At 47.4% G+C, this 20652-nt stretch carries 30 protein-coding genes and 2 pseudogenes; 1 reads left to right on the forward strand and 31 read right to left on the reverse strand.

Translation table 11 applies throughout. From position 1 onward, the window contains the following. Nucleotides 1-88: 88 nt before the first annotated feature. From ACSSTM_RS05920 to ACSSTM_RS05940, 5 genes are all read right to left on the reverse strand, one after another. Nucleotides 89-898, reverse strand: a complete 810-nt coding sequence (locus tag ACSSTM_RS05920) for a hypothetical protein (protein ID WP_437404055.1) — start codon at nucleotides 896-898, stop codon at nucleotides 89-91. 41 nt (nucleotides 899-939) lie between these two features. Further along, on the reverse strand, nucleotides 940-1443 hold the full coding sequence (locus ACSSTM_RS05925; protein ID WP_437404056.1) for a hypothetical protein: 504 nt from the start codon (nucleotides 1441-1443) through the stop codon (nucleotides 940-942). A 234-nt stretch (nucleotides 1444-1677) separates the two neighbouring features. Continuing rightward, on the reverse strand, nucleotides 1678-1875 hold the full coding sequence (locus ACSSTM_RS05930) for a hypothetical protein (protein WP_437404057.1): 198 nt from the start codon (nucleotides 1873-1875) through the stop codon (nucleotides 1678-1680). After that, nucleotides 1875-2258: a sigma factor-like helix-turn-helix DNA-binding protein gene (locus ACSSTM_RS05935; protein ID WP_437404058.1), complete on the reverse strand. Its 384-nt coding sequence runs from the start codon at nucleotides 2256-2258 to the stop codon at nucleotides 1875-1877. The genes ACSSTM_RS05930 and ACSSTM_RS05935 overlap by 1 nt, the downstream gene beginning before the upstream one ends. Continuing rightward, the gene (locus ACSSTM_RS05940) at nucleotides 2258-3007 is read right to left on the reverse strand and encodes an N-6 DNA methylase (protein WP_437404060.1); all 750 of its coding nucleotides are present in this window, start codon (nucleotides 3005-3007) and stop codon (nucleotides 2258-2260) included. Before ACSSTM_RS05940 ends, ACSSTM_RS05935 begins: the two co-directional genes overlap by 1 nt. Nucleotides 3008-3084: 77 nt before the next feature. Here ACSSTM_RS05940 and ACSSTM_RS05945 point away from each other — a divergent pair, with 77 nt between their 5' ends. Next, nucleotides 3085-3459: a hypothetical protein gene (locus ACSSTM_RS05945; RefSeq protein WP_100325186.1), complete on the forward strand. Its 375-nt coding sequence runs from the start codon at nucleotides 3085-3087 to the stop codon at nucleotides 3457-3459. Here ACSSTM_RS05945 and ACSSTM_RS05950 read toward each other — a convergent pair. From ACSSTM_RS05950 to ACSSTM_RS06075, 26 genes and pseudogenes are all read right to left on the reverse strand, one after another. Then, nucleotides 3438-3998, reverse strand: a complete 561-nt coding sequence (locus tag ACSSTM_RS05950; protein WP_437404061.1) for an AAA family ATPase — start codon at nucleotides 3996-3998, stop codon at nucleotides 3438-3440. The genes ACSSTM_RS05945 and ACSSTM_RS05950 overlap by 22 nt on opposite strands. Further along, nucleotides 3995-4885 carry a hypothetical protein gene (locus tag ACSSTM_RS05955; protein WP_437404062.1) on the reverse strand — a complete coding sequence of 297 codons (891 nt, stop codon included), beginning with the start codon at nucleotides 4883-4885 and terminating at the stop codon, nucleotides 3995-3997. The genes ACSSTM_RS05950 and ACSSTM_RS05955 overlap by 4 nt, the downstream gene beginning before the upstream one ends. Before the next feature lie 14 nt (nucleotides 4886-4899). Next, entirely contained in the window at nucleotides 4900-5412 is a 513-nt protein-coding gene (locus tag ACSSTM_RS05960) for a 3D domain-containing protein (RefSeq protein WP_437404063.1), read from the reverse strand. Next, nucleotides 5412-6194, reverse strand: a complete 783-nt coding sequence (gene thyX / locus ACSSTM_RS05965) for an FAD-dependent thymidylate synthase (protein WP_437404288.1) — start codon at nucleotides 6192-6194, stop codon at nucleotides 5412-5414. Before thyX ends, ACSSTM_RS05960 begins: the two co-directional genes overlap by 1 nt. 15 nt (nucleotides 6195-6209) lie before the next feature. Continuing rightward, nucleotides 6210-6422: a hypothetical protein gene (locus ACSSTM_RS05970; RefSeq protein WP_437404064.1), complete on the reverse strand. Its 213-nt coding sequence runs from the start codon at nucleotides 6420-6422 to the stop codon at nucleotides 6210-6212. Between the two features lie 3 nt (nucleotides 6423-6425). After that, complete coding sequence (locus ACSSTM_RS05975) at nucleotides 6426-6602, reverse strand: hypothetical protein (protein WP_366560722.1); 177 nt, start codon at nucleotides 6600-6602, stop codon at nucleotides 6426-6428. Next, nucleotides 6602-7156: a dUTP diphosphatase gene (locus ACSSTM_RS05980; RefSeq protein WP_437404065.1), complete on the reverse strand. Its 555-nt coding sequence runs from the start codon at nucleotides 7154-7156 to the stop codon at nucleotides 6602-6604. The genes ACSSTM_RS05975 and ACSSTM_RS05980 overlap by 1 nt, the downstream gene beginning before the upstream one ends. Further along, entirely contained in the window at nucleotides 7153-7362 is a 210-nt protein-coding gene (locus ACSSTM_RS05985; protein WP_340910216.1) for a hypothetical protein, read from the reverse strand. Before ACSSTM_RS05985 ends, ACSSTM_RS05980 begins: the two co-directional genes overlap by 4 nt. 385 nt (nucleotides 7363-7747) lie before the next feature. Then, entirely contained in the window at nucleotides 7748-8740 is a 993-nt protein-coding gene (nrdF, locus tag ACSSTM_RS05990) for a class 1b ribonucleoside-diphosphate reductase subunit beta (protein ID WP_437404066.1), read from the reverse strand. Nucleotides 8741-9019: 279 nt separating this feature from the next. Continuing rightward, nucleotides 9020-9817 carry a DNA-methyltransferase gene (locus tag ACSSTM_RS05995; RefSeq protein ID WP_003212938.1) on the reverse strand — a complete coding sequence of 266 codons (798 nt, stop codon included), beginning with the start codon at nucleotides 9815-9817 and terminating at the stop codon, nucleotides 9020-9022. Nucleotides 9818-10002: 185 nt separating this feature from the next. Then, nucleotides 10003-10971, reverse strand: a pseudogene (locus ACSSTM_RS06000) (ribonucleoside-diphosphate reductase subunit alpha); the annotation flags it as partial. A 195-nt stretch (nucleotides 10972-11166) separates the two neighbouring features. Then, nucleotides 11167-11673, reverse strand: a complete 507-nt coding sequence (locus ACSSTM_RS06005) for a hypothetical protein (RefSeq protein ID WP_437404067.1) — start codon at nucleotides 11671-11673, stop codon at nucleotides 11167-11169. Nucleotides 11674-11834: 161 nt separating this feature from the next. After that, nucleotides 11835-12965: pseudogene (locus ACSSTM_RS06010) on the reverse strand (ribonucleotide reductase N-terminal alpha domain-containing protein); the annotation flags it as partial. Beyond that, complete coding sequence (gene nrdI / locus ACSSTM_RS06015) at nucleotides 12962-13318, reverse strand: class Ib ribonucleoside-diphosphate reductase assembly flavoprotein NrdI (RefSeq protein WP_437404068.1); 357 nt, start codon at nucleotides 13316-13318, stop codon at nucleotides 12962-12964. The pseudogene ACSSTM_RS06010 and the gene nrdI, both read right to left, overlap by 4 nt. Beyond that, entirely contained in the window at nucleotides 13315-13479 is a 165-nt protein-coding gene (locus ACSSTM_RS06020; protein WP_437404069.1) for a hypothetical protein, read from the reverse strand. Before ACSSTM_RS06020 ends, nrdI begins: the two co-directional genes overlap by 4 nt. Next, nucleotides 13476-13649, reverse strand: a complete 174-nt coding sequence (locus ACSSTM_RS06025; protein WP_437404070.1) for a hypothetical protein — start codon at nucleotides 13647-13649, stop codon at nucleotides 13476-13478. The genes ACSSTM_RS06020 and ACSSTM_RS06025 overlap by 4 nt, the downstream gene beginning before the upstream one ends. Beyond that, entirely contained in the window at nucleotides 13646-13849 is a 204-nt protein-coding gene (locus ACSSTM_RS06030) for a hypothetical protein (RefSeq protein ID WP_437404071.1), read from the reverse strand. The genes ACSSTM_RS06025 and ACSSTM_RS06030 overlap by 4 nt, the downstream gene beginning before the upstream one ends. Nucleotides 13850-13851: 2 nt before the next feature. After that, nucleotides 13852-14241 (reverse strand): hypothetical protein, encoded by a 390-nt coding sequence (locus ACSSTM_RS06035; protein WP_437404072.1) that lies wholly within the window; start codon nucleotides 14239-14241, stop codon nucleotides 13852-13854. Continuing rightward, the gene (locus tag ACSSTM_RS06040) at nucleotides 14234-14497 is read right to left on the reverse strand and encodes a hypothetical protein (RefSeq protein WP_437404073.1); all 264 of its coding nucleotides are present in this window, start codon (nucleotides 14495-14497) and stop codon (nucleotides 14234-14236) included. Before ACSSTM_RS06040 ends, ACSSTM_RS06035 begins: the two co-directional genes overlap by 8 nt. Further along, nucleotides 14498-15058 carry a hypothetical protein gene (locus ACSSTM_RS06045; RefSeq protein WP_437404074.1) on the reverse strand — a complete coding sequence of 187 codons (561 nt, stop codon included), beginning with the start codon at nucleotides 15056-15058 and terminating at the stop codon, nucleotides 14498-14500. Further along, nucleotides 15055-15252: a hypothetical protein gene (locus tag ACSSTM_RS06050; RefSeq protein WP_437404075.1), complete on the reverse strand. Its 198-nt coding sequence runs from the start codon at nucleotides 15250-15252 to the stop codon at nucleotides 15055-15057. The genes ACSSTM_RS06045 and ACSSTM_RS06050 overlap by 4 nt, the downstream gene beginning before the upstream one ends. A 253-nt stretch (nucleotides 15253-15505) precedes the next feature. Continuing rightward, nucleotides 15506-16573 (reverse strand): hypothetical protein, encoded by a 1068-nt coding sequence (locus ACSSTM_RS06055; protein ID WP_437404076.1) that lies wholly within the window; start codon nucleotides 16571-16573, stop codon nucleotides 15506-15508. Then, complete coding sequence (locus tag ACSSTM_RS06060; protein WP_437404077.1) at nucleotides 16574-17296, reverse strand: 3'-5' exonuclease; 723 nt, start codon at nucleotides 17294-17296, stop codon at nucleotides 16574-16576. It abuts the gene before it with no gap. Then, a complete protein-coding gene (locus ACSSTM_RS06065) occupies nucleotides 17293-19536 on the reverse strand; it encodes a DNA polymerase (protein WP_437404078.1) in 2244 nt (747 codons plus the stop codon). Before ACSSTM_RS06065 ends, ACSSTM_RS06060 begins: the two co-directional genes overlap by 4 nt. A 33-nt stretch (nucleotides 19537-19569) precedes the next feature. Further along, nucleotides 19570-19710 carry a hypothetical protein gene (locus ACSSTM_RS06070; protein ID WP_181462041.1) on the reverse strand — a complete coding sequence of 47 codons (141 nt, stop codon included), beginning with the start codon at nucleotides 19708-19710 and terminating at the stop codon, nucleotides 19570-19572. Nucleotides 19711-19863: 153 nt separating this feature from the next. Then, entirely contained in the window at nucleotides 19864-20613 is a 750-nt protein-coding gene (locus ACSSTM_RS06075) for a hypothetical protein (RefSeq protein WP_437404079.1), read from the reverse strand. Between the last annotated feature and the right edge of the window lie 39 nt (nucleotides 20614-20652).

Genomic DNA, 20652 nt, shown 5'->3' on the forward strand with positions numbered 1-20652 from the left:
ATTTAGACGCAGAACCGCCCGGCTTTGGAACCGATTTAGTGATCGCTTTGATCATCCGTCTCACCTCCCGCAGTAAAATCATACCATATTAGCGTGCCTTCTCAACGTTAAATAACGCGATCAACGTTTTATCCGGCGCTTTAGATTGGCGATAGAAAACGTTAGGATTAAACGTGTATCGTTCCGGCTCACTTCCGACTTTAACGCGAGCAATAACGTATTCGCTTCCGAATTTCATCGCTTTCAGACGACGCCCAAGCGTATCAGGCACTACACCTATCGCGGCAGCTAGACCGGCTCGACTGAACCACCGTATGGCCCTCGGATTAGATTCGTTTGGATTCTCGCATAGAGCGTTAGTATCGAAATGAATATACGGAAGCATGCGATAAATAAGGCCGATGTCGGTCGCTTTGACTTCGCTGTAAACTCGTTTAATTTTGGCGCTATAGATTTTAACAACGTGCGGACTTCGGAAGTTACCTTTAAAATGATAACGTTCATTTACGGAATACCCCACGCCATCTTTTCGTATAATATCGTTTTCAATAGCGGCCGAAATGAAGTCGTAGAAAGTCTGCCGCTTTTTCGTAAGCTGAAGAACGTCCATCATGTCCGAAGTATCCATCGGCGTCTTATCGCGACTGGACTTGATTAAAAGACCGCCGTAATCAACGTAGCATTGCAGAAGCATTAAATAGCCGCATTGAGCCGTTGTGAGGACGTCGTATACTTCGTTTATATTCGGCATTTCCGCATTGGTAAATTCGCGCCTGTCCTCCGTTTTATTTAATTGCTGACGGAAAGCAGCGTCTTGATTTCGGTGCCTTAATGAGTAGACACCGGACAGGTCTTCACCTGTGTTAACGTCAATGATGCGTGGTCGATTTTGATTCATACATACGCCCCTTTTCGTATTTATCACAAAACAAAAGACGCCTATTGAGCGTCTGACATTACCGTTTTGATGCCGGTTGCTATATTTACGGTGAATTGACCGCTAGACTTGCCGCTGACGAAATCGTTGTATCGTTTACGTAGTTTCCTGTTTCGAGATTTGACGTCTTTGTTGCTCCATAATTTCCGAACAGGACGTCTGTAATTACGTCCGCCGATATCGACAGAACTAGCTTCACGCAACGAAACCTCTCGACCAGCTCCTTCGGGTCTTTTACGTACATGCCGGCCGTCCTTGCGTCTGTTTTCTTGATTTTCGGACATGATCGGGTATTCTTCAGCCGACATTTTATTGCGACGCGTATCCGATAGTTCTTCGTATAAGATTAAGTCGGATAGACGTTCTAGTGCGTTTTCCGGCGGTTTGCCGTCGTATTTCGCAAGCAAAGCGCTAATGGCTGCGATACGTTCTTCACGCTCTAAGGCGCCGGCTTTTGTTCGTTCGTATAGAGCCGTAATGGCTTCGTGCAGTTCTTCCTTCGTCAATTAGGCGCCCTCCCCGTAAAATTGTAAGAATACCAACGCAACTAGCGGCCAACATGTTCCCGTAGCGTAAATGCCGAAGCCTATAAGCGCGATTAAACCGATATTTGTAAGTGCTACTGAGAACATTTCGAACACTCCTTCGTATACGCATTTAGCAAAATAGACAGTACCCGCGGCGAAATTTTCGGATGGTTCATAGTGTCGTAGCACCAACGCAAGTAATCTCGTAATTGCTCAATCTCTTCCTTCGTCAGTTCTTCCGCCATCAAACCACCCTTTCTCAATTTGAGCCTTTATTTCATTCATAGCTGTTAAAGCGCCTAACATATAGGCTTTATTTTTGTCATCCTTCGCCTTGTAAGCCGCGCAGCTTTTTATCTTAGATTCAAGCCATGTTTCAAACTTCTCTTTATTCATTAATTCTTCTGCCATCATACCGCCCCTTTCGTCGTTCTGTAACCTTCGCCGTGAGACGCCCAATAGTAATAAATGTCGACGATCTTATTTACCGCTGCATTAATCGCATAATCTACGGCTTGCTGCGTAATGCCGAGCGCCGCGCCCGCCTGTGTTTGCGATAGGTCATCGAAATAGACTAGGCGCAGTGCTTCGTATTGCTTTCCGGTCAACGCCGCCAATTCGATGGCGCGGTTCAGGTCGATCAGAATATCGCAAGCAGCCGTATCCCCTAAGAAGCGCCGCTGTCTTAACGTTGTGTAATCGGCTAGAAGCGCCTTGACGCCGTCGGGTCCGTCGAGTTTGTATTGCGTCTCATATCGTAAATGCTGGTCGGGCTTGTTCGTTGATGCGCCCATTACGACACCTCTCCGTCTATTCCGCATAGTAAATGCAGGAATTTAGTTTCGGCACTAACTGCGCCGTACTCTGTTGGGTTTACTACATGTTCGGGAATCTCTTCCGATTCGATTAGATCATCGTAAGGAATTAAGTCATCGTCCCAAGTCACATCTAACTCATCTGCGGTGAAGTCCGTATATGGGAGTACGTTCAGCGCTGAGAAATGCATAAAGTCGTCATGGTCGTTTTGAATAAAAAACGCACCTTTACTTTTCCTAGTCAGGACGTCGCAATGCACGACAACGGCATTCATTCCTCGGAATAGTAGATTAAACAACAGGAAAGGTATTGCGCGATCACTCATCTCTTCGCAGTGATAGAAATACCACGAAGGCTTGTAATCAAATGGTGAGTGCTTAATGCGATCAGACTGCCATTTTGCGATTGTGAGTCCGCCTGTACCCGCACACCCATCGTAGCTAGTAGTCGACTCAAGTCCGCCGTCAGTAACCCTCGCTAAAAGATCGGCCACACTACGCGGAGTAAAATCTTGTTTCTTAGTTTTTCTATCCGCGTGCTCATCCTGAAAGTATTCGTGAAACACATCCTTCTCAGTACAGTTAAGCATCGGATCAGCTACGAATTGTCGGAACACCTCCTCACGACGATCCCGATCAAACAAAATCTCCATAAGCCTTGACGGAGCTTTATACGCGTCATCTATACCAAATATACGATTAATTTTTTCCGCTACTGATTCGCCCAATATTACCGCCTCCTTCGTTTGCTTTCCGCCTGCAAAACGTCTATAATCGTCTTATATAATAAGCGAGGTGTATCCGTATGGCATTAGAGTGGATTTCCGCGGTCAGTAATACCGCGTACATAACGTTGGATAGTCAGAAGAGAATATATGTTAACGCTGCGGCTAGGGCTTTACTTGGTATACCGCCAAACACGCCGTTTCAACTTACGATCGGCTACGACAAAGATGAAGCGTGCCTAGTCGTTGCAAAGCCGGAAATGGTTAAAGCGGACGTCCAGCCGTTTCATTTCAATAAAGAAGCGTATAGTAAGCGTGCTCGTCACGTTTTAGAAGGCGCTGGCCTCGAAGAACGTGAATTACCGTTGCGCTTCTTTTTGATTGGCGATGGCGAGGCGTCTAAGCAGCCGCATCTAGCCTATCCGAAAGGTACCTACGCGTTCTCTTTAAGCTGATCGGCCATGATTTCGTCCAGTCGTGCGTATAAGTCGTCAAGCGTGCCGTCATTTTCGATTTCATAATCGACTTCGAACCGGTCGAGCGCGGTTTCTGTCGGGTGGTCCATATCGGCGGCTTTGAATTTGTCGCCACGTTTTTTGGCGCGATCAAATCGTGTTTCATACGGCGCAGTAATTCGTAGTATCGTAAACCCCTCCGCCTTGGCTCGTGCATATTCCTCCGGTGTCCTCATGTCCGTGATTAGTACGTTGCTAGGTCGGCAACAGCGTACCTTTTCGTGTTCCTTGATGCGCCGAAATACTACATTCACCCATACGTCTTTAGCGCCAGGTATCGGTAGTTCTCGGATGCCCTCAATGAAATCACGCATAGGCTGACGCTGTTTTTCGTCGCCGTCTAATTCCGGAAACAGATCGCCAAACACCGACTTACCTTTTGCGGAAAATGTGAACGGAAAGAATTCGTACATAGCTACGAGATACTTGACGGCTTCGTCTTTACCCGCGCCTAGCTTACCCGTGATTGCGAGTTTCATAGGCCGGCCCTCTTTAAGCCGATGATGACGTCCGCGATAAAGGTACCGGAAAGCTCCGTTTTACCGCCGATGTCAGCCGTTAGAGTTGCGAGCTGTTCGCCGAGACGGACTTTATCCTCGAGGAGAGCGTCGATCTCCGCTTGCATACGTTCAAGCTCCGTTTCATACTTTTCTTCTAATACCGAGACAACCGACTTTAATTCGCTTAATCCGTTGCGTAGATTCGGGATGTGCCCCGGCCCCATTTCGTTCCATCCGAGGGCTTGCTCGAATTGCTCGTTTTTCCGTTTTAATTCCGCCACCTCTGCGCCTAGGTTGGCAAGTACGGTGATGACGTCGGATTCTTTCGGCTCGGCAGCATCTTTAACTGTAGTAAGGACACGATAAGCATCGTGAGAAAACCCGCACATAGTCTCTCCATCGTAATCTTCATATTCGATTACATCTACGGATGACAGACCTACGTCGGATACCACTGCGACTACCCCATCCGATTCTCCGTTTTCATTATTTACGTATATCACTTTTTCGCCTACTTCCGCCTTCCGTTCTTCTAAACGATAGCGCTCTCCGTCAATGTGGAAGATGTCGGTCGGTTCTAGTACGTGGTAGGCACTCACTCCATCCCCGACAATCCATTCCCCGTCGTCATCGACGAAACTGTTATCAAACCCGTTGAAATCGACGCTGACCACGCCGTCTCCATGAGCATTGTAGACTTTTCCGTAATGACCTATTTCGTAAATTTCTCCTTCGACGTATTCAGCTTTAGTTACAACGATCGTCTCGCCGACCTTCGCGTTCCTATCCACCGCAACATATTCGCGATCAATACCGAGCTTTTCGTCCTTTAATACGTGTTTGGTACGTTTTTCTTCCGTCATCATCTACATCCGCCTCCCTATTTCGTTATGATTTCCGCCTTTATCCGCTGACGACCGAATGCTTTCGCCTCAGAAACGCCCGCAACGTACAGGTCGATATGTCCTTCCGTAATTGCGCCGCCTCGGTCTTCGCAAGTCCTGACGCCGATGCCCTCTATGTTCAGCCGAGTCCCGAACGCCATTGACGGCGGACAGGCGATCGTATGGCCCGTTTTAGTGCGTGCGCCGCTTGCAGTTACGCCATAGTCGGGATGGCTCGCTGATTTTCCGGTAGACTCGACGTCGTTCGTGTACGCAGTCACTTCGTAGGTTTGCGCTAGTTTTGGTGCCGCCTTCTTGCGTTTGACTACGTTCTGAGTCGGCTTCCTTTCCGCCGGCTTCTTCAGCGCCTCGACTTCGCCCTCTAACGTCTTGATACGTTGGTTAGCCCGCTGTAAGGCCGCTTGATCATCCGTTAAAATGGGCGCCGGCTTTTCGGTCGCTGGTTGCTGCGTACAAAGTAACCCGCACGCAAGCGTCATGGTCGTCATTATACCGATGCAGACACCCCCTCGAAGAATTGCGCAGTCCACGGCTCGACTTCGACCACTTCTCGGCGAAGCGCTTCGGCTAGGTCGGCGATTTCCGCCTGTGCACCGTTTCCTTTCCGTCTTTTAGCATAGAAGTCTAGTAGAGCGCGCAGGTTAACGGTCAATACGAGATTAGTAGCCGCCGCTTGCGGTAGAACGGCGCGGGCATCTTCGGCTGGAACGCCTGCTTTACGCAAAAGATCGTAGCACTCCTGAGCGTATTTCATTGCGTCATCAAAAACATCTACCGCAGTTAAGTCGTAATCAGCACACTCTACTGCGGTCTTATCGCCCATAACCTTTTTTGGCACGACGTAATTGAAACCGCCCGATCGATCTCCGCTACCCATCCGCACATAACGCTGCGATTGGACGCTGAAGCTAAATCCGGTGCGGTGGCGTGTTAATTGCGCTAATAGGGCGCGGCTTACGCCTTCAATCGCAAAGGTGAACGTTAGGTGTTCAAGAGTCGACGTATGTTTCGATGCGACAATCTTCCGGAATAGTCGGTCGGCATCCGTGCCCGCGCCGCCATCTGAAGCCTTAGAGCCGAAATACTTGGCGCCTTCTTTGGCTACGATTTCGGACGGCTTGTTGGCGCTGTAGCATGTTCTGATTGCGGATAAGGCGACGACCTGCCCATCCGTCGAAAGTTGATTTAATACAACGTCGCGAAATTCGTCACCAGCAACATCGAAAAATTCTTGCGTTAATTGCGTATGTGCGAGTAACTGTACGTTCATTTTGGTTTCCGCCATTTATCCGCCCCTCCTTGCGTTCTGTTCTATTTCTTCGTAGTCAAATTCGCTCGGCGCGCCCAAGAAATAGCATTCGGATGCTAACGCTTCTAACTCAACACCGCCAGCTCCTCGTAATTTGAGCGTTTGGTACCTTTCTTCGTCCGTCGAATATCCTTCGAAAAACCACAGGTTTCTTTCGTATACAAATAACGACCCATATTCGAATCCCATAAATTACGCCTCCTCTACTATTTCGCGCATCTTCTCAACCGTAGTTATTCGGAAAGTCACGTCATCTTTTCCGTACATCTCGCAATCGACAACCCAATCACGGAATAAAGCGTTCATATAATCAAGGTCGCCGGTTCCGTAAAGTTTTCCGTTTAATAAGCACGCGTATATTTGCGTCACTATAATCGCTCCTTGCCCGCCGGTTCGTCAAAATACTCCGGATGCGCCTTTCCGACTCCGCTACTTCCGAAGCCGCCCGCACCTCGTTCCGTATCTTCCAGCGCACCCACAACCGTAAAGGTCGCTTGCTCTACCGGTTTGATGACCGCTTGGGCAATGCGGTCTCCTTTGCGGATGGAATAAGTATTTAATCGAACAAGTTCTAAATCCGGAGAATAAGCGTCACTCCCATCAGTCCTATTAAGTAATACCGTGAATTTCCCGATGTCCTCCGCAATATTATCCACGATCACGCCGACCTCGCCCGCATATCCGCTATCTACCGTACCTAGTTGAACGCGCAGGCGCGTCTTCAGCGTAATGCCCGAACGTGGCCGAATCTGCATTTCGTAGCCTTTCGGAATCTCGAACGCCAAGCCCGTCGGTACTAATGCCGTCTCACCCGGCTCGATAATGACGTCGTCCGCCGCGTATAGGTCGAAGCAGGCGTCCGTCGAATGTGCGTATGTTGGCGTAGTTGCGTCGGCGGATAGCCGTTTAATATTTACGTTCATTGCGATTCCTCCCCGATATTCTCAATCGAGACACCCGTAATATCACCGCGTCTGATATGATAAATCCAATCAGTTCGATTACACTGCAGATCGATAAACTCATTATTTTCGTAGTTATGATCGTCTATGAATTTAGATAAACCCCCGCTGTCTACATCTGCGGAATATCTTAAGTTGTTTTTGGCTTCGATTATAATCCGATACATCTACTCGCCCTCCTTTTTAGTGATACCGCCAACTAATAGTGCCGACGTAATAGACACATATAAGATAACTGCTTCGATAATCGACGGACTAAAGAATCCCAGCCACGACAAGAATCCGAATATTGTTACGGAAGCTAAAACGTATTTCATCTACTCGCCCTCCTCCACCCTCTTACCGTCCTCATCCGTCATTGTTGCTACGTATAGTAGAAACGGCGCCGCCGCCGCCGCGAACCACCAAAAGCCCGCTGCATGTGCGTACCAAAAGGCCGGCACAATTGACGCCGCTATTAGAGCGCCTCGGTTAATCGTCTGTCGCATACGATCAGCTCCTTATTTTCGCTTTCATAAGTACAGTCGCATGTGGGCGGCGGAAATCGGGACATTAATCGGCGGAAAAATAAAAATCTTCGTCTTTAAGCGCCTCGGCCGTCGCCTTTTTATACCCCGTGCCCTTCATCGAGAAGAAGTCTTGAGATTTCGTCTTCGTACTCAGCCCGTTAATCACGATCGGGTTGACCAGCTCATCCGGAAAGTGCGCATCGAATCCGAGGTTCATGAGCGCCTTATTCGCGTTGTACCTAACGAAAGCCTTAACGTCATGCGCCAAGCCGACCGCACCGTACACATCGTCCGTATATGCGACTTCATTCTCGTACAGCTCCGTTAATAACCCGAGCGACCATTCATGTAAATCCGCCCTCACGTCGTCCGTCTGACGGTTGTATATTTCCTGCGCAAGCAAACCGACGTAGACGCCATGGATCGCTTCGTCACGGATAATAAGGTTAATAATCTCGCCGCTCTGCATCATGCGCCCTTGACCGTAGAAATACAACGGGTAATAAAAGCCGCTGTAGAATAGGAAACTTTCGAGATATACCGAAGCGACCATCGCTTTATACAACGAAATGTCGTCGCCTGCCTTGATATCGCGATAAAGGTCGGTGATCAGCTTCGCTTTGCGTTGCAAGTACCGGTTCTCTTTAACCCATTCGAAGACGGCCGTAATAGTTTCCGAAGGCGCAAGCGTTAGAAAGATATTCGAGTAAGACTTCGCATGTACTGCGTTCTCCATCATCGCCATGAAGTTGAGGACGGCCTTGCGTTGGTGACCGTCTACGTGCGCCATGATGGCGGGCATGCCGGTGTTTCCTTGCTCCGTATCTAATAACGTCAGGCCGGCGAGCACTTTCATATACGTGTCGCGTTCGGCAGGCGTCAGGTCTTTCCACGCGAGTAGGTCGCCGTTAAGCGAAATCTCCTCCGGTAGCCAAAACTGCTTGACGTTCTGATCGTAGAACATGGCCGTAAAATTATCGTCTGATTGCGACCAGTTGGCCGCTGTGTATATTTCATTTTCGATAGGTTCCGTCATTATTAATCCTCCTAACGATAGTTTTTTAAAAAGTTTGATTCAGACACTTTAAAGCACATCTACATGTTGAAAGAAGGCTTTCTTAACCGTTGTATTCGCCACTCCACACTGCTCTGCTACACTGGTAAATGTGTTCTTACCTTTGATAGATTCCTTGCCTATGCGCTTGAATAATCGCCCTGTAATCTTGTCGTTTCTTGCGATAGAGATAAAGTAGTCAGAGAATGTAGAATCGCAGTGAGGGCATTTGTAACGATTTTGAATGACTTCGAGAAAGTCTTATTGGTAGGAAGCTAAATCATCACCTAATTGGACTTGTTCAAGACGTTTATTAGCAAGTTGGTAAAACGTTGGGTCAGTCTCAAAACCTATCCATTTTCTTTGGCTGATTATAGATGCGACAGCTGTTGTGCCAGAACCCATGCAGTTATCGAGAACTATATCTGATTGGTCTGTGTAAGTTCGTATCAAATATTCGCACATCTCCACAGGTTTTTGTGTTGGGTGGATATTATCTTTATCTTTTAAAAATGTTTGGATACTTACTGGATGTCTGCCCTCATTTACTTTTTCAAAATTGTCTCGCAACGAGCCTCCGTTGAAGATTTCTCCCTTGTGGCTGCTTCTCTTAACCTTATATTCCTTCCCTTCTGTTTTTTGCGGAAAATAAGTTGCCGTACCCTTTTTGTTTGGACTTGCAGGAAGTTTACTGAAAACGAGAATATTTTCATGAACCTTAAGTGGTTGGTGGTTAGAGTTTAGGAAATTCGCTCCCTTTGTTTTATCCCAAATCCATTCGTACCTGAACATAGAAGGATTACTGTTAACTAAATAACTTGTAAACGGTTGACTACCGAACAGAACGACATTGCCAGTTTCTTTGATGATTCGTTTGTACTGCTCCCATAACTTTTCAATTGGGATGATTTTATCCCACCTTTTAACGTCAGTTGTTCCGTAAGGTAAGTCACATAAAATTAAGTCTACGGATTCATCAGGAATTAATTTCATCCCTTCGAGACAGTCCATTTGATATATTCTATTAAGTTCTAAGCTCCCGAGTAACTCTTTCTCCATATAACGCCTCCGAATATTTATATTTTTTTTGTATAAACATTCATCTACCTAACATGAATATTCATACAGTCCCACACAGGATCCTTTGCCGAAGATTCCCTATGAAAGTTGACGTAACTGCTAATCTACCTTGTTAATTATTTACAGGGTTTCCCCTGAGAAATTTGTATGCCCAAATATTATTGTCAGACTGCGCAACTTAGACAGCCTTCCTGCCCAGTATCTTTAGTGCGCGCATAATAAAGCGTCTTGATGCCTTTGTGGTGCGCGTACAGGTCAATTCGATTCAAATCGCGCGTCGTCATCGTATCTTTTAAGAACAGCGTAAATGAGATGCCTTGGTCGACGTGCTGCTGAATCGTAGCGATCATATCGACGACCTTAAACATATCCATGTCGTACGCTTCTTTATAGAAGAACCAGTTTTGCGGCGATAACCCCGGCATTGGATAGTACGTCTTCGAGTTTCCGTAAGTCCGTTCCTCAATGCGCTCCATAATCGGCATGACCGAAGCTGTCGCCGACTGTACATACGAAATAGATCCGTTAGGCGCAATCGCAAGTCTATAGGCGTGGTATAGTCCGTGAAGATTTACGTTATCGCTCAGGACTTGCCATTCGAGAGGCGTCGGAATCACGATGTCTTTAAACAACGCCCGCACTTTATCCGTTTTTGGTCGGTAATCACCTTCGAGGTACTTATCGAAATACTCTCCGCTCGCATACGTAGATCCCTCGTAGCCTTCAAACGTAGTTCCCGTTTCCTGCGCCAATTCATTCGAGCGCACTAACGTCCAGTAATTGACCGTAGCGAAGAATACGTTAGCAAAGTCACGAGCTTCTTCCGATTCATATGCGATTCCATTCTGCGCTAAATAGCCGTGCAGATTCATCGCGCCAAGTCCGATAGAACGCATCTCACGGTTAGCCTTTGCGACGGCCGGCGCGTTCTTGATATTCGTAGATTCCGAGACAACCGTAAGCGCATCGACGGCTAGTTTGACGGCGTTTTCGATAGAGCCGCCCGCCATTACATTCGCGATATTAAGAGAGCCGAGATTGCACGAAATATCTAAGCCGATGTCGTCCGGTTCGCCGTAATCGGTATATTCCGAGACGGTTGACGCCTGAAGCACTTCTGACCTTTTATTCGACGAATGACGCAACACACTCGCCCGTTCTCTTATGAACTGCTTACGATCACTCGTAAGAGTAGACTATATCATCGACCACTAGGGCCGCCCGCCGTTTCCACCGCCATACACTTGCGGTGTACTCTACTCCCTTCCGCCTTGCGCGTGGTTTCGATAGTCGTTCGGCATTTTCTTCGTCGCAGGTTTTTGACTTACTTAGCCAGTTCGTTTATAATTCGGGTAATTAGGTGAGTTTAGGCGGTATAAAACCGTCGTAACTCCTATGCCGAATAGTTTGCCGTACTCAGTAGAGCTTCTATAGATTTCGCCGTCTATCTCTACCGGCTTACTATTCGCTTTTTTCGTTGCCTCAATCATTGCTTCCGTTTTAGGAACACCAAACATAGGATTTCTGCTGCCGCTTGAGTTACGGCTCTTTAATTTTCTTATTCTCTCTTTTTCCGGATGGCAAGTGAATGTATCTCCGCCGATCGAAGTTCCTTTTAAGTTATAAAACTCTTTACTACTAACCGCGTCAAACATATCAATGTAGTATTCTTCGATTTCACGTAATTCTTCCTCTGAATCAGCTTCGTCTATAATAATCCGATAGAAGTTATCTCTGCTGTATTTCCTTATTGCTCTCTTTAAGTAGACACCGCTGCCGAGATACTTTTCCCATGAATTTATCCTTGTATAAACACACTTACCTATATATCTCATGTTGTTCTTTTTATTAACCGTTATATAAATGAATCCATAACGTATGCCCTCCCGCTCCCTTTCTCCTGCGACGAAGATTTAGCACGGTATTGTCTTATAAAAGAGTTTCACCGTTTAGGCGGGTTTGCTACGATCATTACTGATCGAAGGTGCTACAGTTAACACAAGTTAGAAAATTTAACGCGGCTGATATGGTTCAGCGCATGTGCGGCGTTCACGTTGTCCTCGAACATGATATACGGATAGCCCGACTCGGAACGCAGCACGGCCATTTTTTCGAGTAGCTGGCGCGGATTGATACGTTCTTTACGTACCGCCGGATTATTTACGAGTTCATCGTACATTGCGCCGATATCCATCTCGTCAAGATGCGTACCGTACGCCTTGTAAACCGTATGAGGATAGAAAACGTAAGCCGGACGATCTTCTCGCGCTAGTTCGATGAATTTATCGGGCACAACGACGCCAATCGATAGCGTTTTGACTCTGACGTCTTCATCTGCCGAGATTTTCTTCGTATCTAGGAAATCGTTAATGTCCGCGTGGAATACGTTTAGATACGCCGCACCTGCGCCGCTTCGTTGTCCGGCTTGGTTAATATGACGCAAGGATTGATCGAGGTTTCTCATGATCGGAACGACACCGCTAGTCACGCCCTCGTAATCCATAAGCGACTCACCTTTTGCGCGAGTCTTTGAAAGGTTTACCGAGATGCCTCCGCCGATTTTCGATAACTGGCGCACCGTCGAATTCATCATGTTGATATCGTTTAGTGAATCGCCTACCTCGAGCAGGAAGCACGACACCATCTCGCCTCTGCGCTTGCGTCCGGCATTTAAGAACGTAGGCGTCGCCGGCTGATATTCCTGGCGAATCATTAGTTTCGCAAATTCGATCGCTTTGATGCCGTCTCCTTTTCCGAAGTACAACGCACAACAAGCGATGCGATCTTCGTAGCGTTCGAGGATCTTTTTGCGATCATTCGTCTTCAGCGCGTAGTCGTTATAGAATTTGAATGCGCTCATGAACGAAGGGAATCGAAACTTGGCGGCATAGGCGGTTTTATAGACCGCTTTGATTTCATCGAATGTATAAGCGTCTAGGAACTCCGTCTCGTAGTAATCGTTATCGCGTAGATAGTCGAGCTTCTCGCGTAAGTCGTGGAAAAATACGGTGTTTTGATTTACGTAGTCTATAAAATAAGCACGGACGGCTTCTGCGTCTTTCTCAAACTGAAACCGTCCGTCTTTTTGAATCATAATTTCGTTATTTAACTCTATGTGTCGCTTCAAAGCGCCTTCACCCTTTCCGTAAATAATCGTACGTCCTCTTCCGTCCCTGCTAATTCGAACTTGGCGACCACCGGCACGTCATAAAGCGCCGCAATAACGTCAGCAGCCGCACCAAATCCGTCACCCCAATTACGATTTCCCGACGCAGCCACCCCGACCATCAAGTCGACGTTATCCTTAAGCCATTCGCTTACCGTTGCGGGCGGCTGACCGAAGTCGTAAGTCGGCGTTACCAGCACGAACGGTTCCTCGACGACCTCGCCCGTTTTTAGTTCACGTGCCTGACCGCCTAGTCCGGTCTTAGCGATGAAGCGCCGCACGTTCCCCGTCAGTGAGTAGAAATATACGTTCACGGTTGAACCCTGGTCGCGTACGCCAACAACACCGCAGTAGGAATGATCAGCAAGACGAGGCCGGCGATTTTCGTCGTGATTTCTTCGTATGATTTCGCCTTCATTCCGCCCACAAAAATGATGAGGATCGCGAGGCTGAATAACGCAATGTACGTACTCATTCGTCTCCACCTTCCGATTGATCTAGCGCGGAAAGTTCGGATTCTAGTCCGTTAACTACCTTGAATAGGGTACCCATCTCGTCCCGTAAATCGTCAATATCGTTTTGGATCATGTCGATGTTGTCGTAAATTTCTAATAGCTCTGCTTCGATTTCTCCTCTCGTTCTCATCCGCGTCCACCTCTCCGTTCAATTTCCGCTTCTAATTCCGCGATTCTAGCAGCCGTCCGATCTCGTTCGATTTCCGTCTCGGTACGCTTTAGTTCTAGCCGGCTTAATGCGTATTCATGATCGCCTAAATCCGATTCAAGGCGACGTTTCATGTCGAGTAAATTAGCGATTGGCGCAACGAAAATATCTCCATATTCCATCGTCATTTACCTCCGATCGTGTCGAGTATTTCTTTGATTGCGTAGTATTCCGGGTTCAACGTTTGCATGATACCGCTGAACAATGCGACCATTCCGAAGATCACAGCTAAAATTGTAGCGATGATTATTGCGATAAATAACATACCGTCTCCAACCTCTCGCAGCTTACAGTAAATCGTCTCCTCTTCTCCCCACGAAGGGCTTTCGCCTTTTGCGATAATAAGGTAATTCAAACGGAGTAGTACAGCAAATCCCGCCAACAAGATCGTTCCTACAATTATGTTAATTATTCCGAAGACGTAACTCTGCTTAACGAGAACCCCGTAAACATGTTCCGCCGCCACTCCGAGCTTTGCGGCTAATTTGTCGATGTAAGCCACCGCCTTATCCATTTGCGCCCGCCTCCTTTTCCACGTTCTCGATCGCTTTCTGAACCGCCAATCCGTTTAGCAAATACGTAAATTCAATCGCATTCTTATGATCGCCTGTATGTCGGTTGAACATTATTCCTAACGCAGCATTGGCCGCTGTATAGAAAGCCGTTAGATCGACGTTCTTTAATTCCGCAATAAAATGCTCGGAATCCTCGTTAAATACTTCCTCTAATGCGCATGCAATTTTAATCGTATATTGTTCGTGTTTATCCATCTATTTCGCCCCTTTCGGTTTCTCAAGTACGCCTTCATCGATCAGCCACGCAAGCCCAATCGCAGCCGCATCCGATTCATCATAGTTTGCGAAGGTGCCTTCGTAGCCTGTTAGCCGTCTTACGCCCGCTTCTACTTCGTCTTTTTCTGCGTTGCCCGATCCGGTGACCAATGACTTAACGCGCGTCGCTGATATGCCGAGGTCTTCCGTCTTTTTGCCCGGCTTCTTGTATTTGTCGAACGTGAGCCCGAATCGCGACGTCGCTCGTTCGCACGCATTCCATGCACTGAGTACCGGATAATTCGACCGTGACGTCTTGCCCGCAAAGTCTTCGCGAACCACGTAATCAAAGCCGGCGGTTCCGACATGCTTATCGAGAAACAGCATCGCCCATCCTTCGATAACCTCCGCTCGGTGCGCATGCGATCGGCTCGTATTCGGCTTAACGTGGCTTAGCGCCTTGATGGTCGGCTTGCCTTTACGGACTTCTATGATCGCGACGCCCGGACAGGTCATCGACGTGTCGAACGCAAGGCATCGGATAGGCTTGGCGCTAGTCATCCGAACCACCGAAAAAATTCGATTTTCTCCGTCTTTAACGCTTCTGACGCAAGTTTATCCGGGTTATCTGCGCCTTTTGCGATTTCCTTTAAAACCTCGGAATACAATTCGGACTCCATACAGTGTGCCGCCTCATCATCGAAGGATGCTTTTCGGATATCTTCAACGCGTTTTCGAACGTCATCGACCGTCATCAAACCGCCTCCTTTGAGAACACGTAAACTGTATTTTCGGTTTGCACGATTAAACTGTTACTCGCCCTCCAGTCGGAGTTGTATGCGACTATTTCGGTAGTGACAAGGTGTGAATCTACGTCTGGAAAATTGACTACTAGACGTTCCCCCAAACGAACGATTCCGATACGGCATAATTCTCCCGTAAGGCTTTTCTTCCACTCCGGCACCTCTTTGTTTTTTATACTTCGAACTCGGATAAGTTTAAACGACATCAAACCGCCTCCCCTTCTCGTACTCTCTCGATAAATGCGAGCGCATCTATGATTCTTTGCTTCTTCCAATCCGGAAGTCTAGTACGCATCATCCGACTTTTAAGATCGTATAGATCCGCCAGTTCTCCGTCCGTTAAATTCTTAGCTGTAGATCGTTTGTATTCATAGAACGCCCATTCAAATAAATCTAACGACGGTGCTTCGCTCAATCTGACGGCTTTAGTTACACGCTCAAATTTCTCAAATATCCTAGTACGGTCTTCATCGCGAATCTCAATCCCAAACACTTTATTACGGTTAATCTCCTTATCCCATTTCACGCCGTAAGTCAAGTGGTAAATGACGATGTAATAATCGAGTCCGTACATTTCCGAATAGCAAATCGATTGCTCAACATGCTCCTTTTTCGGCTCTACGACTTTCTTGAAATCTACGTAGCTTTTTTGAAAAGACTTAACTTCTAAACCTACGCGATACTCCTGACCATCATCTGCGGTATAGATCAGAATGCCGTCGGGAAGTCCGTGAATTGCGAACTTTTCTTCGCCGGAAGTCACTTCGTGCATTGTCTTTTTGAAATGCTCAAACGCTGGCTCGTTTCGCTCCGTCCGTTCAAATCTAAATTTCGGCTTAGTGCCCGTAAGTCTCTCAAAATGACGTTCTATTAGCAGAACTTCACGTTGAATATAGTCGCCGACCTGCGAACCGAGCCCGGTCCAATCTCGCTGATTAGGCGTTGGTGTCTGTGGATCACGCACTGACTTGCGCGCTTTTTCGTAAAGTTCTCTTTCCGTTTTACTTGCGCTGCTTGGCGAAAAAACAGGCCGAGGTGTTCCGTCAGGTGCGGTTTTCCAATTAAAATAGCCGTACTTCGATTGCTCTCGTAGTACACGCGCATATTGTTCATGGAGTTCTGCGTCCATTAAATCGTCATACGGCTGCGGGTGCTTGTGAAATTCGTATAACATATCGTTAAAATCGTCCGCAATCATTTGAGAAAACGGTGATGGTATATTTCCGCCGTTACTAAGTAATTGAGCCGCTAATTTTCGTTTGTCTGTCGTCAATTAATCACGTCCCTTCATATTGCGCTCGATGATAGAGCCGATCTTTAACGACATCGCTTCGTTATCTCTCAACGCTTGATAAATGCGCAGCAGATCCGCTTTAGATAGCGCAACCATCTGAACCTCCCAAACCATGGCGCGCTTGGGAACGAAGTTCAACGGTCTGTCCGGCGCCTCCATAACAACGTTCATAAAATCGTTATATTCACCGACTACTTGCGGTAAGTAGTTACGGAAAACTTCGATTGTAGCTTCCACGTCATTCAGCGCGCGGTGATGACCGTCTAGCGAAATTCCGTTTCGTTTGGTCACGTCCTTTAATGACGCCGATAACTCCGGCTCTACAAAACGCGCCATAGCTCTCGTGCAATAGAAACGTTCCGGCTCGATGCCGCCGCGGCTAATGAACGAAAGGTCAAACGGTGCATTCTGCGCAACAACGACAGCGTCTCCGATGAAGTTTTTTAAATCGTCCAGCGCGTCCCATTCTTCCGGAGCATCTTCGAGGTCTTCTTCTGTAATTCCGGTTAAATTCGTAATAAATTCCGGTAGATCACGTCCTTCATCTAGCGCGACCATCGTGTGAAATCGGTCTACTTCTTCGAATGCACGTAGTCGCCCGCCAAGTCGAATTTTAATTGCGCCGATCTCGATAATCTGATCCTTTTTATGATCGAGTCCCGTCGTTTCTAAATCGAGCACTACGTATGTTTGTGGAATCATTTAATCGCCTCCTTGTTTTTAAACCATTTATCGACAGGGACACCTTCACCCCACCGCGTCATGACTTCTATATCCGTTCCGTTTGGCACTTCCCCCCACGTATATGAATCAATCATTACGCTTCTAACATCCTCGATATCCTGTCGAGTAAAATCGATCGGCGCCTCGAAAAGCAATTCGTCGTGGACCGTCCCCCACAACCTCCAACCGTTTCCTTTTTGCGAACACATTTCCGCTGCTTTTATCATCGTTACTTTCGTTTGAATAGATGACGATCCTTGTACACGGGCGTTCGGTCCTTGTCGTTTAGCCCGATTTACCTTACGCCAAGTATCTCTATCGCCCCACTTCGCTTTCAATTTAGCGTCAGGCAATCGCCGCTTTCGTTGTTGGTTATCCATCCATACAAACCCGTATCTAGCCGCGAACTCTTGCGTATCTTCAATCCAACGGGCTAAGTCCGGCATAGTCGCGAACATGTCGTCGAGAAATTTTTGTGCTTCGTCTGGTGTTGTATCTAACTGTTCCGCGAGAGTCCATTTTGATGTACCGTATATAGCCGCCAGCATTCCGACTTTCATTTGCTTCCTTTCTGGCGTGTCGTCTCCATTAGAAAGCTTATATACTTCTTCGTATAGCCTCTGATGAAACTTTGCCGCCAGCGTCGCATATGGATCGCGATTATTTAAAAAGGCGTCAATCAGTACCCGTTCTCCGGATAAACGCGCCACACATCTTATTTCCTGCGCCTTGAAATCCGCACCGATAATGACTTTTCCAGGAGGAGCAACGAACATTTTACGAGCATCTTTCGGCTGATTTTGTACGTTGAATCCTTGTTCCGTTTTAGCTTCTTCGTCCTTTCCAGAACTAAATCTACCCGTTACCGTCCCCATCGGATTAAATCGCGAATGCCAGCGTTTTGTTGTCGGGTTTTGCTTTAACGGTAGAGTTTCAATGTAGGTGCCCGATAGCTTTGTGATTTTTTTATACTCTAGTAATTTAGCGATTACCTCATGCTCGCCTTTCAACGGCTTTAACGTCTTTTTTGCGTCCATGTTCGGAAGCTCTTTGCCGATTTTCTTCGAAAGGACAGGGCGCATCTGTTGGGTCGAGTTTAAATTTAATGGTCCGTCGCCTTCGTGGAATGGTGTTAACTCCGAAATTAATTCCTTGCGTAACTCTTCTGCACGCTTACGTAACTTTTCTCCGTATTCCTTAGCAAAGTCTAAGTCGAGTACATATCCGTTGGCTTCTAAGGTTACGATTACATATAGTAACGGTACTTCTACGGTTTCGTAGTACTCTAAGACCGTCGGCATTTGCGCCATATGTTTTCGCTGAAATTCGTAAAGTCTCCAAGTTAACTCCGTATCCTTCGCAGCATAAACTAGCGCGATATCTACAGGAACTTCCCGAAATTGTGCATTCTTTCCGAATAGACTGTCGTAGGTGTCCGAGGGCGTTTTTAGATATTTAGGCGCCAAGTCTTTTAACTTAAACGATCCGGCGCCGCCTGTGCTTCGATCTCCTTCGTTCTCGTTGAGAATATGCATCGCGGTCATCGTATCCCACACGACGCCTTTAATGTCATGCCCATGTCTTCGTAGCATTGCGATATCGAATATAGCGTTATGCAAGACCTTTCCGATCTTATCGTCGTTAAATACGACCGCTAATTCGCTGAGTACGTATTCTCGACTAAGCTGTTCGCAATCAACGTGATCAACCGGTATATACACATGTCGGTCAGCTTGCGGTAAAGTGAGTGAAATGCCGACAATAACGTCCGTGTACACATCTACGCCCGTTGTCTCCGTATCGACTGCGATTATCTTTTCGTTCCCAAGATCGTCGAGTAAATTCGCAAGTTTATGTTCAGTCGTAATAAGTTCGTAATTATCCGGCGTTTCCTCGACCATCTTGCGTAGCTTTTCTTCGCGGTTCTGCGCCTGCACCGTTTTCCATAGACGCAGCGCTTCCGCCTTGCTGAATTTCTTCGGCTTGCCGGCTTTATTAACTCGGTCAGAAGGATCGCGCGCCAACCGGCCGTCCTCCATAGCCGCCTTGACTTCGTTTAATTTCTGCCGGTCCGAATCGCTTAGTTTGCTTGCGTAGATGCGTCGCCATGCATCCTCGATTGGCTCGACGGCATTGGCCGCTTTTTTGCGCTGGGCAACTTCGGTCGCCGGAGCCGCCTTGCCCGCATTTACGTTTAGTTTTAACGGCTTGATTTCCACGTCGCGTCCTCCTTTCTTCGTTAAAAGTCGATGTTAGCCGTAATATCGGTTTAAGAATGCGAACAAAACGAGGTTGATCCCGTTATGAATCGCAAGTCCGTAATCTCCTTGTGTCAACGCGTATGCAACGCCGACTATGCTTAACGATATACACGTGTAGATAGCGGTTCTCATAGATCGACCTCCTCCGTCCACTTCCGTCTATGAGCCGCCTCATTCTCCACATAAAACTCCGACCAGCACCTCACATCGCAAAAATACACATCGTATAGCGAGTCGTAGATGGCGCGCTGGCCTTCGTTTATGGGCGCTTGGCAGGCGGCGCATTTAGCTGCGGTCAAAACGTGCCTCGACCGGAGTGATTAGCGTTAGTTTTGACTCTCTCAAACAATACGGCATAAGCACACCTGCCGAAGTTACAGCCTCTACGAGAGGATCGCAACACTGGTCAGTGTCCTTAATCACCGTTCCAATTCCTTTATTTCCGAACCATGCCGGATCATCATACGCTACAATATCGCCTTTACGATACTCACCAACTTTGCGTCCGATCTTCGCCCACTTCGCTTCGACAGAGCGTTTTGCTTCCGCTTCTTTGGCGGCTGTCACTTCGTCTTCGGTTGCGAGGACTAGTTCGGATTCATGCATCCAAACGGTTTCTCCAACAAACTCTCCGTTCTGAACCTTGCACTGAAACGGACGGTACTTTTTGTCATCGATCAAAACCTTAACGAAGTCTCCCTGAGCAACTTTCCATTCTTCAGCGCAATCGATCACCTTCGCATAATCACCGGCCTTTAGGCGTACACGCTTCTTGCGAAATGGAAAGTAATCATCGCTACAAATGACGGCTGACCAACCCCCATCGTCAACGAAATAAGCGTCGCCATCGGGATCAACCTCTTCGATTACATAAAATGATCCAGCGGTCATATCGTGGAATCCCTTCCTCGGCAAAAATAAATCGCCAACCTTTGCGTCTCCCTCAACGCGCTCATACTCCGCACCTTTATACGCTACTTTCGTGATTTCTCCGCCGACCATATCGATCGTCTTTACGCCTTTTAATGCCGCCATTGGTTCGTCCTCCTTTTATTGACCGTCCGACCCGGTAAG

The organism is Bacillus sp. RK1064, from assembly GCF_051488405.1.
GTDB lineage: Bacteria > Bacillota > Bacilli > Bacillales > Bacillaceae > Bacillus.